This window comes from Nocardia sp. NPDC005825 (assembly GCF_040630175.1).
Classification (GTDB): domain Bacteria; phylum Actinomycetota; class Actinomycetes; order Mycobacteriales; family Mycobacteriaceae; genus Nocardia.
In genome coordinates this window covers 631,821-645,363 of record NZ_JBEXXC010000002.1, presented here as the reverse complement: position 1 = coordinate 645,363, position 13,543 = coordinate 631,821, and the positions used below count along the sequence as shown (strand labels likewise).

At 68.9% G+C, this 13,543-nt stretch carries 15 protein-coding genes; 3 read left to right on the top strand and 12 right to left on the bottom strand.

What is annotated here, in order from left to right:
• Positions 1 to 3: 3 nt before the first annotated feature.
• The 10 genes from tatC to dop form a co-directional block, all read right to left on the bottom strand.
• Positions 4 to 978, bottom strand: a complete 975-nt coding sequence (gene tatC, locus ABZ382_RS07635) for a twin-arginine translocase subunit TatC (protein WP_357085933.1) — start codon at positions 976 to 978, stop codon at positions 4 to 6.
• A 122-nt stretch (positions 979 to 1,100) separates the two neighbouring features.
• Positions 1,101 to 1,373: a Sec-independent protein translocase subunit TatA gene (tatA, locus tag ABZ382_RS07630; protein WP_357085454.1), complete on the bottom strand. Its 273-nt coding sequence runs from the start codon at positions 1,371 to 1,373 to the stop codon at positions 1,101 to 1,103.
• A 64-nt stretch (positions 1,374 to 1,437) separates the two neighbouring features.
• The gene (locus tag ABZ382_RS07625) at positions 1,438 to 2,469 is read right to left on the bottom strand and encodes a 2-dehydropantoate 2-reductase (RefSeq protein ID WP_357085452.1); all 1,032 of its coding nucleotides are present in this window, start codon (positions 2,467 to 2,469) and stop codon (positions 1,438 to 1,440) included.
• On the bottom strand, positions 2,466 to 3,458 hold the full coding sequence (locus ABZ382_RS07620) for a YafY family protein (protein ID WP_357085931.1): 993 nt from the start codon (positions 3,456 to 3,458) through the stop codon (positions 2,466 to 2,468). Before ABZ382_RS07620 ends, ABZ382_RS07625 begins: the two co-directional genes overlap by 4 nt.
• A 122-nt stretch (positions 3,459 to 3,580) precedes the next feature.
• The gene (locus ABZ382_RS07615; RefSeq protein WP_357085451.1) at positions 3,581 to 4,573 is read right to left on the bottom strand and encodes a YafY family protein; all 993 of its coding nucleotides are present in this window, start codon (positions 4,571 to 4,573) and stop codon (positions 3,581 to 3,583) included.
• A 124-nt stretch (positions 4,574 to 4,697) separates the two neighbouring features.
• Complete coding sequence (gene pafA / locus ABZ382_RS07610; RefSeq protein WP_357085449.1) at positions 4,698 to 6,056, bottom strand: Pup--protein ligase; 1,359 nt, start codon at positions 6,054 to 6,056, stop codon at positions 4,698 to 4,700.
• Positions 6,057 to 6,257: 201 nt separating this feature from the next.
• A complete protein-coding gene (prcA, locus tag ABZ382_RS07605; protein ID WP_357085447.1) occupies positions 6,258 to 7,028 on the bottom strand; it encodes a proteasome subunit alpha in 771 nt (256 codons plus the stop codon).
• Positions 7,025 to 7,885: a proteasome subunit beta gene (gene prcB, locus ABZ382_RS07600; protein WP_357085445.1), complete on the bottom strand. Its 861-nt coding sequence runs from the start codon at positions 7,883 to 7,885 to the stop codon at positions 7,025 to 7,027. The genes prcA and prcB overlap by 4 nt, the downstream gene beginning before the upstream one ends.
• Positions 7,882 to 8,076, bottom strand: coding sequence for a ubiquitin-like protein Pup (locus ABZ382_RS07595; protein WP_033089305.1), 195 nt, complete (start codon positions 8,074 to 8,076; stop codon positions 7,882 to 7,884). The genes prcB and ABZ382_RS07595 overlap by 4 nt, the downstream gene beginning before the upstream one ends.
• A gap of 194 nt (positions 8,077 to 8,270) precedes the next feature.
• Complete coding sequence (gene dop, locus ABZ382_RS07590) at positions 8,271 to 9,770, bottom strand: depupylase/deamidase Dop (protein ID WP_357085443.1); 1,500 nt, start codon at positions 9,768 to 9,770, stop codon at positions 8,271 to 8,273.
• Positions 9,771 to 9,902: 132 nt separating this feature from the next.
• Here dop and ABZ382_RS07585 point away from each other — a divergent pair, with 132 nt between their 5' ends.
• Positions 9,903 to 11,129, top strand: coding sequence for a DUF418 domain-containing protein (locus ABZ382_RS07585; RefSeq protein ID WP_357085441.1), 1,227 nt, complete (start codon positions 9,903 to 9,905; stop codon positions 11,127 to 11,129).
• On the opposite strand, the gene ABZ382_RS07580 is transcribed toward ABZ382_RS07585, so the two are convergent.
• Together ABZ382_RS07580 and ABZ382_RS07575 are read right to left on the bottom strand one after the other, a co-directional pair.
• Entirely contained in the window at positions 11,126 to 11,443 is a 318-nt protein-coding gene (locus ABZ382_RS07580) for a hypothetical protein (protein WP_357085439.1), read from the bottom strand. The genes ABZ382_RS07585 and ABZ382_RS07580 overlap by 4 nt on opposite strands.
• Positions 11,444 to 11,466: 23 nt before the next feature.
• Complete coding sequence (locus ABZ382_RS07575; RefSeq protein WP_357085437.1) at positions 11,467 to 12,177, bottom strand: TetR/AcrR family transcriptional regulator; 711 nt, start codon at positions 12,175 to 12,177, stop codon at positions 11,467 to 11,469.
• A gap of 93 nt (positions 12,178 to 12,270) precedes the next feature.
• Between ABZ382_RS07575 and ABZ382_RS07570 the strand changes: the two genes are divergently transcribed.
• Both ABZ382_RS07570 and ABZ382_RS07565 read left to right on the top strand, forming a co-directional pair.
• Positions 12,271 to 13,188 carry a diiron oxygenase gene (locus tag ABZ382_RS07570; RefSeq protein ID WP_357085435.1) on the top strand — a complete coding sequence of 306 codons (918 nt, stop codon included), beginning with the start codon at positions 12,271 to 12,273 and terminating at the stop codon, positions 13,186 to 13,188.
• Positions 13,185 to 13,532: a DUF4873 domain-containing protein gene (locus ABZ382_RS07565; RefSeq protein ID WP_357085433.1), complete on the top strand. Its 348-nt coding sequence runs from the start codon at positions 13,185 to 13,187 to the stop codon at positions 13,530 to 13,532. Before ABZ382_RS07570 ends, ABZ382_RS07565 begins: the two co-directional genes overlap by 4 nt.
• Positions 13,533 to 13,543 lie beyond the last annotated feature (11 nt).

Below are 13,543 nucleotides of genomic sequence, written 5' to 3'. Positions count from 1 at the left end.
GCGTCAGAGGGTATCGGAGTAATCCGACACGACTCCCGTGGTTTTCTCCACCGGTGTGGCGCTCACCGGCTCGGCGCCGGGCACCGGGGTCGCGGCGTCCACGCCGCCGGGCGCGGTATCGAGCGGGGAGGCCTCGTCGTCGGCGAGCTTGTCCCAGGCCTGCGCGTTGCGGGCCTTGCGCTTGTCGTTGATCCGCGCGACCTGCACCGCGATCTCGAACAGCACGGTCAGCGCGAACGCCAGCGCCAGCATGGAGATCGGATCCTGCGGGGTCACGATGGCCGCGAACACGAACAGTCCGAAGATCAGCCCGCGCCGCCACTTGGTGAGCCGCTCGTAGGTCAGCACGCCGAGGAAGTTCAAACCCACGATGAGCAACGGCGTTTCGAAGCTGACGCCGAAGATCACCAGCAGTTTGATGATGAAGCTGAAGTACTGCGAACCCGACAACGCCGTGATCTGGACATTGTTGCCGATGGTCATCAGGAAGCTGAGCGCGTGCGCGACCACCCAGTAGGCCAGCACCGCGCCCGCGACGAACAGCGACGCGCCGGCCGCCACGAACGCGATCGCGTACTTGCGTTCCTTGGCGTACAGGCCCGGGGTGATGAACGCCCACAGCTGGTACAGCCAGAACGGGCTGGCCACCACCACGCCGGCGGTGGTGCCGACCTTCAAGCGCAGGGTGAACTGCTCGAACGGCGCGGTCGCCAGCAGTCGGCAGGCGCCGTCGGAGCTGAGATTGGCCCGCGAGGAGGCCGGGAGCGCACAGTAGGGGCCGCGCAGGATCTCACCGAGGCTCTCGATCCCGAACAGGGTGTGCGAGTACCAGAAGAACCCGAACAGGGTGCCGATGGCGACCCACGCCAGTGCGATGAGCAGGCGTTTGCGGAGCTCCGAGAGGTGCTCCACCAGGGACATGGTGCCGTCGGGGTTCGTACGGCGCTTGCTGCGCCGGGGATCGAACGGGATGCGAATACGCATGTGAGTGTGACTGCCTCCGCCTTACGGCCACAGAAGACGTGGGCGCGGGTGCGCCCCCGGACCCGGACAACACCGCATCCGGGATGAGCTCGCGCTCATCCCGGATGGTGGCCGATTCAGGCCTTCTGCTGGTCGTTCGGCTGTGCCGCGGGCTGCTGCACCGGCTGGGCGGGCGGCAGCTGCGCCGGCGGCTGCACCGGCTGAGCCTGGGCCTCGGGAGCGGCCTCACCCGTCTTGCCCTCGTTCTGCATCTGGCTGACCTCGGTCTTGAAGATGCGCATCGAGCGACCCAGGCTGCGGGCCGCGTCCGGCATGCGCTTCGAGCCGAAGAACAGCAAGAAGATCAGCACAACGATCAGCAAGTGCCACGGGCTGATGGCGCCTGTCATTCCATTACCTCCAAAGACTTGGTGAGTCCGATGCTACCGGACCCGCATACCGCGAACCTCGTTGTCAACCCTCGTTCGCCGCGTCGTCATCCACGGCGTCCTCGAGTTGTGCCAGCAATTCCGCTCCCGACCAGGTGCGCCGGTCGCCGTTCTCCGCGGCTGTCACGAGTTCTATCAGCTTCTGGTTCACCGGCGTGGGTATTCCTACCATGGCACCGAGGCTGACGATTTCTCCGCACAGCCAAGGGATTTCGGTGGCACGCCCGGCGGCCAGGTCGTCGGCCATGGACGAGCGGGCCATCGGATCGATAGCCAGCACACGTCCGGCAACCCGACGGAAGACCCCGTCGGGGACGGTCAGCAGGCGCGCCATCGCCTCCGGCGGCAGCGGGGTGAGCCGGGCTGGGCGGATACGGGCGGCCGCCATGGCGGCGAGCGCCTCGCGCTGGGCCAGGGCCAGGCAGCGCCGGTAGTCGCGGGACCCGAGTTCCTCGCGCAGCGGACGGCCCGACAGCGCGTTGATCGGGTTGTTCAGGTTGAGCAGCAGCTTGGCCCACTGGATGGACAGCAGGTCGGCGTGGCGCTTGAACCCCAGACCCGAGCGGGCGAAGACGCCGGTGAACCGGGTCAACACCGGATCGTCGGCGATGTCCACGGTGCCCGCGGTGCCGCGGTGGAAGCGGCCCTCGCCGCGGTGGACCACGTTGAACATCACCATGCCGGGCAGCACCACGCAGGTGGGCAGGATCTCCCGGATGACCGCGTCGTTGCCGATGCCGTTCTGCAGGCTGAGCACCACGGTGCCGGGTGCGAGCACCCCGGCCAGTTCGGCGGCGGCGGTGGCGGTGCCCGCGGACTTGACGGTGATCAGCACCAGATCGGCCTCGTCGGTGGGCTCGGTGGCCGTCCGGAACGCGGTCGGTTCGACGGTGACGTTCTTGCCGTCGAGGTCGGTGAGCCGCAGGCCGTGCGCGTTCAGCTCGTCGAGGACGCGCGGGCGGCCCACGAAGGTCACCTCCGCGCCCGCCGCGGCCAGCCGCCCACCCACATAACACCCGATGCTGCCCGCGCCGAGCACCGTCACCCGGAAACTCAAGCGGGACCGACCTCCTCGAGCCCGGCGAGATTCCCGAGCCCGGTGCCGTCGAGTCCGGCGTAGGCGGCCAAGGCCGAACTGGACCGCTCCCGCACCGCGGTCACCAGTTCGGCGGGGCCGAGGACGGTGACGCCCGCGCCGAAGCCGAGCAGCAGCCGCGCCATCCAGTCCAGGGTGGCGAAGCGCATGGTGGCCTCGAGGCTGCCGTCGGGGTGGGTGGTGACCTTGTGCATCGGGTACTGCTCGAGCACCCACGCGTAGTCGGGGCGAATCAGCAAGCGCGCCAGCGGGACCGCGGGATCGTCGACGAACAGGTCCAGCGCCGCGGACTCGTCGAGCGCCGCCTCGGCCGGCGGGCGCGCGGGCTCGTCGAGCTCGGTGGCCTCCTCGATCCGATCGAGGCGGAACAGACGCACGCCCTCGGCTTGCCGGCACCACGCCTGCAGGTAGCTGTTGTTGTCCACCAGCACGATTCGGATCGGGTCCACGACGCGCTCGGACACCACATCGCGGCTGGCCGAGTAGTAGACCAGGCGCAGCGCGTGGTCGTGCTCGACGGCGGACCGGACGGTCGCCACCGCGGGCGCCTCCACCGGCGCGGGTAGCGCCGGGCCCGCGAATTCCCGCCCGGAGATGGCCGATTCGATCTTCGCGGTGGCCGCGTGCGCGGCGCTCGGATCCACCATGCCCGGCAGATCCGCGATCGAGCGCAGCGCCACCAGCAGCGCGGTCGCCTCCAGCGAGGTCAGCCGCAGCGGGCGGTCGATGCCCGCGCTGAAGGTGACCTCGATGCTCTCCTCGGAGAACGACAGGTCGATCAGGTCGCCGGGCCCGTAACCGGGCAGGCCGCACATCCACAGCTGGTTCAGGTCGGTCATCAGCTGCTTGGTGGTGACGCCGAGTTCGGCCGCCGCCTCCGCCGCACCGATACCCGGGTTGGCCTGGAAGTACGGAATCATATTGAGCAGCCGGGCCAGCCGGGTCGACAGGCGGCTGCTCGCCGCCGCGCTGCCCCGCCGGTCCTTGGCGCCCTCCGACGCCCGGGCGCCGTCACCCTTGCGGGCATTGTCGATCACGCTGTCTCCCCGGCGTTTCCGCGACGCGTCCGCACTCACGCCGTCACCTCCGTCCGCTCCAGCACCGACTTCAGGCGCGCGATCACGTTGTCGCGCAGGTCTTCCGGCGCGAGCACCAGCGCGTCCGCGCCGAGTCCGGTGATGAGCCGGGCCAGCCAGTCGCGGGACCGGATCGGCACCTCCACGATCGAGCCGGGCCGCCCGCCCAGCACCCGGTCCTCCATGACCGGTCCGAGGCGGCGGATCTCCTGGCCGCGGCCCTGCGCCACCCACACCGTGGCCGATCCGGTGATCGGCGACTGCGCGGTGACCTCGGCGACCACGGCCCGCAGGTCCAGGTCCTCGGGCTTGTGCACGGCATTGGCCGGGCCGTACTCGGTGACGTCCTCGTCGATGCGGGAGATGCGGAACACCCGCTGCGCGTCGCGCACATTGTCGTGCGCGACGAGGTACCAGCGGCCGTGGTGGGTCACCACACCCCAGGGTTGGACATCGCGTTCGACCGGATCCCCGTGCGACTGCCGATGTTTGAACCGCACCGACCGACCGGCATCGATCGCGGCGAGCAGCTTGCCCAGGACCGGCTCCGAGCCGCGCGTCCGGGCCGGCACCGCGGGCACCGCCGACACCCCGGCGTCGGGCTCCACGTGAATACCGGCCGCGCGCAGCTTGAGCAGTCCGCCCTCGGCGGCCGCCGCCAGCTCCGGCGACTCCCACAACTGCACGGCCACCGCGACCGCGGCCGCTTCCTCGCTGGTCAGATCGATGTCGGGGAGCTCATAGGCATCCCGGTTGATGCGGTAGCCCTCGACACTCGACAACCGGCTCACCGGTCCGATCTCGAGGGGTATGCCCAGATCGCGCAGCTCGTTCTTGTCGCGCTCGAACATCCGGCTGAAGGCCTCGTCGCTCGCGGACTCCTCGTACCCGGCGACCGACTCCCGGATCCGCTCCGCGGTCAGGAACTGCCGGGTGGACAGCAGCGCGATAACCAGATTCATCAACCGCTCGACCTTGGATATCGCCACCCCGTAGAGAGTAATGGGAGTGTCGCCGAGGTGACGCATGGGCGGTCGCGTTTTTCCCCTAACCGCCCCCATAACGCGCGGAACGGGCCGCGAACCGAGTGGTTCGCGGCCCGCTGCGCTCTGCCTACATGGAGGCGATGAGCCGGTCCACGCGCTCGTCGACCGAGCGGAACGGGTCCTTGCAGAGCACCGTCCGTTGTGCCTGGTCATTGAGCTTGAGGTGGACCCAGTCGACGGTGAAGTCGCGGCCCGCCTCCTGCGCCGCGGTGATGAAATCGCCGCGCAGCTTGGCCCGGGTGGTCTGCGGCGGCGTGGTGACCGCCGCGTCGACCGCGTCGTCCTCGGTGATCCGCTTGGCCAGACCCTTGCGGGCGAGCAGGTCGAAGACGCCGCGACCGCGCTTGATGTCGTGGTAGGCCAGATCCAGCTGGGCGATCTTGGGATCGGACAGCTCCATGTTGTAGCGGTCCTGGTAGCGCTGGAACAGCTTGCGCTTGATCACCCAGTCGATCTCGGTGTCGACCTTGGCGAAGTCCTGCGCCTCGACCGCGTCGAGGGTGCGGCCCCACAGATCCACCACCGCGTCGACCTGCGGGTCGCGGTCGCGGTTGCGCAGGTGCTCGACGGCGCGGGCGTAGTACTCGCGCTGGATCTCGAGCGCCGACGCCTGCCGCCCGCCGGCCAGCCGGACGGGCCGACGACCGGTGAGATCGTGCGACACCTCACGGATGGCGCGAATCGGGTTGTCCAGAGCGAAGTCTCGGAACGCGACGCCCGCCTCGATCATCTCCAGCACCAGCGACGCCGTGCCGACCTTCAGCATGGTCGTCGGTTCGGCCATGTTCGAGTCGCCCACGATCACGTGCAGGCGCCGGTACTTCTCGGCGTCGGCGTGCGGCTCGTCGCGGGTGTTGATGATCGGCCGCGACCGCGTGGTCGCCGACGACACCCCCTCCCAGATGTGCTCGGCCCGCTGCGACAGGCAGAAGGTCGCCGCCTTCGGCGTCTGGAGCACCTTCCCGGCCCCGCAGATCAACTGCCGGGTAACCAGGAACGGCAACAGCACGTCGGAGATCCTCGAGAACTCCCCGGCCCGGACCACGAGGAAGTTCTCGTGGCAGCCGTAGGAGTTGCCCGCGGAGTCGGTGTTGTTCTTGAACAGGTAGATATCGCCGCCGATACCCTCCTCCGCGAGCCGCTGCTCGGCGTCTATGAGCAGATCCTCCAGGACCCGCTCGCCGGCGCGGTCGTGAGTGACCAACTGCACCAGGCTGTCACATTCGGCCGTGGCGTACTCCGGATGGGAACCGACATCGAGGTAGAGCCGGGCACCATTACGAAGGAACACGTTCGAGCTACGGCCCCAGGAAACTACCCGGCGGAACAAGTACCGGGCCACCTCGTCAGGACTCAACCGACGGTGACCGTGGAACGTGCACGTCACCCCGAATTCGGTCTCGATCCCCATGATTCGTCGCTGCACCCTATCGACATTACAGCGGAATAGTGCCCGGTAACGGCCTTGTCGGAGCACTGATGCAAACGTATTCACAACGATTTAGCACGGGGTGCAACGCGGCACGCGCTCTACCCTGCGAAAAAGCAAGGCTCCTTTGCACTCTGCTATTGAGAGTGCAAAGGAGCCTTATCCCGAATAGCGGGATTTGCCTACGTCGCCGGGGCCCTAGGACGGGTCCCCGCCCGACGGCTTGTCGGCTTCGGCGGCCGCTTTCGCGTTCGGCGCCTTGCCGGTGATCAACTCCGACAGCGCGGCACCCTGGACCCGGCGGAACGCCCGCCGCGGCCGGGACTGCTCGAGGGTTGCCACCTCCAGGGAGGAGACGCCCACGGTGCGCTGCTTGTCCTTGTCGCCCTCGGGCACGGCCTTCTGCAGCGCGGCCACCGCCGTGGTGATGGCCGAATGCAGGTCCATGCCCGGCTTGTACGAAGCCTTGAGGGCGGTGGTGATCGGGTCGGTGTTGCCGCCCATCACCACGAATTCGCGTTCGTCGACGATCGACCCGTCGAAGTTGATGCGATACAGCACCGAGTTCGAGGTCTGCTCGGGGAAGCCCACCTCGGCGACGCAGATCTCCACCTCGTAGGGCTTGAGCTGGTCGGTGAAGATGGTGCCCAGGCTCTGGGCGTACAGGTTGGCCAGGAACCGGCCGGTCACGTCGCGGCGATCGAACTGGTAGCCGCGCAGGTCGGCCTGCAGGATGCCCCCGCGGCGCAGCGCCTCGAACTCGTTGTACTTGCCGACCGCGGCGAAGCCGACCCGGTCGTAGAGCTCACTGATCTTGTGGAGGGTGGCCGAGGGGTTCTCGGCCACGAACACCACGCCCTTGTCGTAGACCAGCACGATGACCGAGCGGCCGCGCGCGATGCCCTTGCGCGCGAGCTCGGTCTTGTCGCGCATGATCTGTTCGGCCGACGCGTAATACGGCAGTGTCATGCTTCGCCGATCCCCTCTGCCGCCAGCGCGGCCCGCTCCTCCACCATCGCCCGGGTGATCTCCTTCAGGCGCTCGTCGGTGACCTCCACGGTGCCCTCGGAGTCGATGACGATGGCCGTCGGGTAGATATTGCGCATGGTGTCCGGACCGCCGGTGGCGGTGTCGTCGTCGGCGGCGTCGAAGAGCGATTCGATCGCGATCCGCAGCGCCCGGTCCTGGTCGAGGCCGCGCGCGTAGGTCTTCTTCAGCGACGATTTGGCGAACAGGGAACCCGACCCCACCGCGGTGTACCCGAACCGCTCCTCGCTGCGCCCGCCGACCACGTCGTAGGACACGATCCGCCCGGACTTGTCCGGGTCCTGCGCGTCCGGGTCGAAGCCGACCAGCAGCGGGACCACCGCCAGCCCCTGCAGGGCGGCGGGGAGGTTGTCACGCACCATCTTCGACAGCTTGTTGGCCTTGCCGGCGAAGGTGAGGGGAACGCCCTCGATCTTCTCGTAGTACTCGAGCTCCACCGCGAACAGGCGGATCATCTCGATCGCCATCCCCGCGGTACCGGCGATGCCGGCCGCGGAGTAGGTGTCGGTGATGTACACCTTCTCGATGTCACGCTGGGCCAGCAGGTTGCCCTGGGTGGCGCGGCGGTCGCCCGCGATCAGCACCCCGCCGCGGTAGCTGACCGCGACGATGGTGGTGCCGTGCGGAGCGATGTCCGACGGCACGCCCGGATTCGGGTGCGTGCCGCCGGATCCGATTCCGTTGCCGGGCAACAGTTCCGGAGCGTGTAAACGCAGGTACTCGGAGAAAGAGGATTGGGCGAACCCCAACTGGAGCCGCAGGGGGTCACCTTGGGTCACTGGCCGCCCTTCTGCACATATGCGCGGACGAAGTCCTCCGCGTTCTCCTCGAGCACGTCGTCGATCTCGTCGAGCAGGTCGTCGGTTTCCTCCGCCAGCTTCTCGCGACGCTCCTGTCCAGCCCCACCGTCGCCGACCGGGCCCTCGTCCTCGTCGCCGCCACCGGCGCGCTTGGTCTGCTCTTGTGCCATAGCAGCCGACCTCCTCTGTGATCATCGGCGAGCACCGGAGAAGACCCGATGCTCGTGCCGTCAACAGTACCCACCAGCGGGGACAACATGCCGGATTAAACGTCATTGTGCTGTGCCCGCGATCTCTCCGCCGCCATGTCGCGGACACGAAAAAGGGGTACGGGGTTCAGTTCCCGTACCCCTCTCACGTGGGCCTAGTGGGTCAGCTGGCGCACCAGTTCCGAGGCGGTGTGCACACCGTCGAGGAGTTTGCCGACGTGGGACTTGGTGCCGCGACGCGGTTCCAGGGTGGGAATCCGCACGAGCGAGTCGCCGCCCAGGTCGAAGATCACCGAATCCCAGCTGGCCGCCGCGATATCCGCGCCGAACCGGCGCAGGCATTCGCCGCGGAAGTAGGCGCGGGTGTCGGTGGGCGGGTTGGTCATGGCGTCGGTGACCTGCTGCTCGGTGACCAGCCGCTGCATGGAGCCGCGCGCCACCAGGCGGTTGTAGAGGCCCTTGTCCAGGCGCACGTCGGAGTACTGCAGGTCGACCAGGTGCAGCTTGGGGGCGGCCCAGGACAGGCCCTCGCGCGAGCGCATGCCCTCGAGCAGGCGCAGCTTGGCGCACCAGTCCAGCAGGTCGGCGCACTCGAGCGGGTCGCGCTCGAGCAGGTCGAGCACGTGGGCCCACTTCTCGATGACGTCCAGCACCCGCGGGTCGTCGTTTCCGGTGCGGTCCATGAACTTCTCGACCCGGTCGAGGTAGATGCGTTGCAGCGCAAGGCCGGTCAGCTCGCGGCCGTCGGAAAGGGCAACGGTGGCACGCAGAGTCGGGTCGTGGCTGATGGTGTGCACGGCGGTGACCGGGCGGGCCAGCTGCAGATCCGAGAAGTCCTCACCGGCCTCGATCATGTCCAGCACCAGCGAGGCGGTGCCGACCTTGAGGTAGGTGGACCATTCGGCCAGGTTGGCGTCGCCGATGATGACGTGCAGCCGGCGGTACTTGTCGGCGTCGGCGTGCGGCTCGTCGCGGGTGTTGATGATGCCGCGCTTGAGGGTGGTCTCGAGACCGACCTCGACCTCGATGTAGTCCGCGCGCTGCGACAGCTGGAAACCGGGGGTGTCACCGGACTGGCCGATGCCCACGCGCCCGGAACCGCACACCACCTGCCGGGAGGCGAAGAACGGGGTCAGGCCCACGATGATCTGATTGAACGGGGTCTCCCGGCTCATCAGGTAGTTCTCGTGGGTGCCGTAGGAGGCGCCCTTGCCGTCCACATTGTTCTTGTACAGCTGCATGCGGGCCGCGCCCGGCACGCTGGAGGCGTAGCGGGCGGCGGCCTCCATGACGCGTTCACCGGCCTTGTCCCAGATCACGGCGTCGAGGGGGTCGGTGACCTCGGGCGCGGAGTACTCCGGGTGGGCGTGGTCGACGTAGAGGCGGGCCCCGTTGGTGAGGATCATATTGGCCGCCCCGACCTCGTCGGCGTCGATCACCGGCGCGGGCCCGTTGAGCCTGCCGAGATCGAAACCGCGCGCGTCGCGCAACGGCGATTCCACCTCGTAATCCCAGCGTGTGCGCTTGGCGCGCGGCACGCCCTCGGCCGCGGCGTAGGCCAGCACCGCCTGGGTGGAGGTGAGAATCGGGTTGGCTGACGGCTCGGTCGGCGTCGAAATGCCGTACTCGACCTCGATTCCGATGATGCGCTGCATGGCTTCGAGCCTAGGCGAAAGGCGGGCCCGGACGCGGCCGGACTGTCCGGGTCGGTCTCATTCGCGAGTCGTATGCCGGATCGTCCTCGCGGGTGATCCGCCCGGGACCGGCGCGACGGCACAATCACCTGCATGGTCGAATCGGCTCCCCTCCCCCGCCCGCCGCACCCGGTCACCGCCGTCGCCGACGACCCCAACCCCGTACCCGCCCAGCCTGTTTCGAGCCGGGTGGCCGCGCTCGACGTGCTGCGCGGCATCGCGATCCTGGGCACCCTGGGCACCAATGTCTGGATCTTCACCAATGCCGAAGGGCTGCTCGGCTACATCGCGCGCAGCGACGAGCCGCACGGGGCGTGGCTGTGGATCGAGCGATTCCTGCAGCAACTCGCGCAGGGCAAGTTCCTGGGGCTGCTGACCATCATGTTCGGCATCGGGCTGGCTATCCAGCAGCGATCGGCGGCGCGGGGCGGACGCTCCTGGCCGGGCAGCTATCCGGTGCGGGCGGGCCTGCTGTTCCTCGACGGCCTGCTGAACTTCTTCCTCGTCGCCGAGTTCGACGTGCTGATGGGCTACGCGGTCACCGGCCTGGTGGTGGCGTTCATCCTGGCCACCGGTCCGAAGGCGCAGCGGCGCTGGCTCATCGCGCAGGCGAGCGTGCACATCACGCTGTTGTCGCTGTTCGCGGTGGCGATCGCGGTCGGATCGCCGGATGATTCCGGCCCGCGCCGGGCGCTGGATCCGAATCCGTACGCGGACGGCTCGTTCTGGGATCTGGTGGCGTTCCGGTGGGAGCACCTGCTGGTGTTCCGGCTCGAACCGCTGCTCATCTTCCCGATGTCCATCGCCCTGTTCCTGCTGGGCGCGCGCCTGTTCCGGGCCGGGATCTTCGAGCCGGGCGGCGCGCGAATCCGCAAGCGGCTCATGCTGATCGGGTTCGGCATCGCCGCGCCCGTCGACCTGGCGCTGGGCCTGATCGGCGGCGATCTGATCCTGCTGGCCCGCTACGGCACCGCACCCGTGGTCTCGCTGGGGCTGCTGGCCCTGGTCGCCGAGGTGTACGCGCATCGACCCCGGCCGGGCTGGGTGGGCCGCCGCTTCGGCGAGGTCGGGCGAATGGCGTTGAGCTGCTACATCCTTCAGAACCTGGTGGCGGGATTCCTGTGCTACGGCTGGGGTCTGGGCCTGGCGAGCCTGGTGTCGGCGAATGCCCGGGTGCCGTTCACGGTGGGGATCTACGTGCTGGTGTGCGCGCTCATGCTGACCTTCGCGCACTTCTGGCTGCGGCGCTTCGAGCGCGGGCCGGTCGAGTGGCTGTGGAATCGCAGCTATCTGGCCCTCACCGGCGGGGTGCGGGGCTAGTCGACCTCGTCGATGGAGCGCAGGTAGGGCGCCTGGCCGTCGATGCAGGAGGAGAGCCGGTAGAGCGAATGCGCCGGCACGAAATCGACGAACTGCTCGCTGCCGGAGGAGCCGCCGCCGTCCGAGTCGTGGTACTCGCACTGCATGTAGCCGGAGACCACGTATTCGGTGTCGGTGTCGTTGCGGCAGTCCAGGACGTCACAGTGCAGTCCGGCGGGCAGGTCGGCGCCGGCGCCGGCGGAGGCGGCCGGAGCCAGTGCGGCCCCGGCGATTCCGGTGAACACGGCCAGCCGGGCCAGAGTGCGTGCAGCCATCGGAGTCCTCGGGTCGATCGACGTCACGCCCGCGCCGCCTCGGTACGCGAGAGCAGGTCGGCGACGACGGTGTCGCGGGTCAGCGGCAGGTCCAGACTACGGGCATTGCCCTCGAGCAGCGACAGCACCGATTCGGTGAGGATGCCCTCGATGTGCTCCGAGGACAGGCCGGGGGCCGCGCGCCAGCTGTTGACCACGCCGTCGACGAAGCCGACGGTGCCGAAGGCCATGGGGCGGGCCCGGTTCCGGTCGATGCCGAACCGGCGCAGGGTGTCGGCGAACAGGTCCGCGAGCCGCCCGCCGATGCGGTCGCGGGCTCCGGCCAGCGCGGTGGAGGATTCGCCGTGCGGGTCGGCGGCGGTGAGGAAGCGGTGCAGCTGGGGGTGGCGTTCCACCCAGCCGACGTAGGTGCCGACGGCTCCGCGCACCAGGTCGCGGACGGTGCCGTCGGGGTGCAGGCGCGGCATGAGTTCGGCGGTGAGGCCGTCGAGGATGTGGCGGCGGATGGCTTCGTCGAGGTCGGTGCGGCCGTCGAAGTGCCGGTAGACGACCGGGCGTGGAACCGACAGGCGGTCGGCGATCTGCTGGACGGAGATCTCGGTGCCGTGCTCCTCGATCACGGCCAGCGCGGCGTCGAGCATCTCGACGCGGCGGCGGGCCTTGTGATCGTCCCAGCGCGTACTGCGGCCGTCGGCGCCCGGCGGCGCGGGTTTGCTGCGTCGGGTCCCGGTCACGCGCCTCACGATACCCACCTCCGCATTGACCGTGACAGCCTGTACCACTAATCTGAGTGTAACAGCCTGTATCAGTAATAGTCGGGAGCTGTCATGGGCGACAACGCGGTCTCCACACCTGCGCGCGACCTCGCCGGGCGCGAGTCCTTCGCCCAGCGTTTGCTGGCCGGATCGGTGAAGAAGTCCTACGACCCGGTCGTCGATCTGGACTGGGACGCCCCGCTGGATCCGGACAAGCTCTTCCTGCCGCCCGAGGTCATCTCCCTCTACGGCACCCCGCTCTGGGACGCCATGACCCCCGAGCAGCGCCGCGAACTCTCCCGCCAGGAACTCGCCAATGTGCTCTCGGTCGGCATCTGGTTCGAGAACCTGCTCAATCGCCTGCTGCTGCGCGAGCTCATGGCCGGCGACCCGACCTCGCGGCACGCGCACTACACGCTCATCGAGATGGGCGACGAATGCCGGCACATGATGATGTTCGGCAAGCTCATCGACCGCATCGAGGCGCGGCCCTACTGGCCCAACCGGTTCGAGCGCTGGACCATCAGCGCATTGCAGCAGCTGCTGCGCGGATCCATGGTCTGGGTGGGGGCGCTGGTCGGTGAGGAGATCTTCGACGCGCTCCAGCGCCGCACCCTCGACGATCCGCAGTTGCAGCCCTTGGTCGCGCGGGCCATGCGCATCCACGTCACCGAGGAGGCGCGGCACATCGGGTTCGCGCGCGACGCCCTGGCACACCGGGTGCCGGGGATGTCGAAGACCGAAATGCGTTACACGCGACTGTGTGTCGCGGTGGCCGCGCCCCTGTTCGTCCATCTGATGACCAACTGGCACATGTACGCCCGCGCGGGCATCGAGAACGGGCGGGCGGCGCGCCGGATGGCCCGCGCCAACCCGCATTCGCGGCGCGCACTCGGACTGGGCGCGGCGAATCTCGGCGCGTTCCTCGACAAACAGGGCCTGATGGGGCCGATCGGGAAGCGCGTGTGGCGGCGCCGAGGTCTGCTGTGAGATTCCGGCGGGGCCGCCGCGATCCCCGGCCTCGGGCCGACCCGGAGGACTTCACCGAACCCGAACCGGCGCCGGACTATTCGGGTCCGGCACTACTGGACGCCCCGGGCATCGAGGTCGCGGTGCGAGTCGCGCTGACCGGCCAGCTGGATCCGACCGACGGCCAGTTCCATTGGTACGGGCAGGTTTCCGCCGACGACGACGCGACGCTGCCCGAACCCGGTCGCGGTCAGGTCTTCCTGACCGTGCCGGGCCGGGCGCCGGCGCCCGGCGTGCTCCAGGAGCGCGACCCGTGGGGCCATCTGCGCATCGCCGGAATCGGCGCGCCGCCGTTCGAGCTGTAGCGCAACGCCTT

Bases quoted from the DNA above. Each gene is read 5' to 3' on its own strand.
- ABZ382_RS07580 (WP_357085439.1), bottom strand. From the start codon at position 11,443: ATGGCTGCACGCACTCTGGCCCGGCTGGCCGTGTTCACCGGAATCGCC.
- ABZ382_RS07585 (WP_357085441.1), top strand. From the start codon at position 9,903: ATGGTCGAATCGGCTCCCCTCCCCCGCCCGCCGCACCCGGTCACCGCC.
- ABZ382_RS07570 (WP_357085435.1), top strand. From the start codon at position 12,271: ATGGGCGACAACGCGGTCTCCACACCTGCGCGCGACCTCGCCGGGCGC.
- ABZ382_RS07595 (WP_033089305.1), bottom strand. From the start codon at position 8,076: ATGGCACAAGAGCAGACCAAGCGCGCCGGTGGCGGCGACGAGGACGAG.
- dop (WP_357085443.1), bottom strand. From the start codon at position 9,770: ATGCAGCGCATCATCGGAATCGAGGTCGAGTACGGCATTTCGACGCCG.
- prcA (WP_357085447.1), bottom strand. From the start codon at position 7,028: ATGACACTGCCGTATTACGCGTCGGCCGAACAGATCATGCGCGACAAG.
- tatA (WP_357085454.1), bottom strand. From the start codon at position 1,373: ATGACAGGCGCCATCAGCCCGTGGCACTTGCTGATCGTTGTGCTGATC.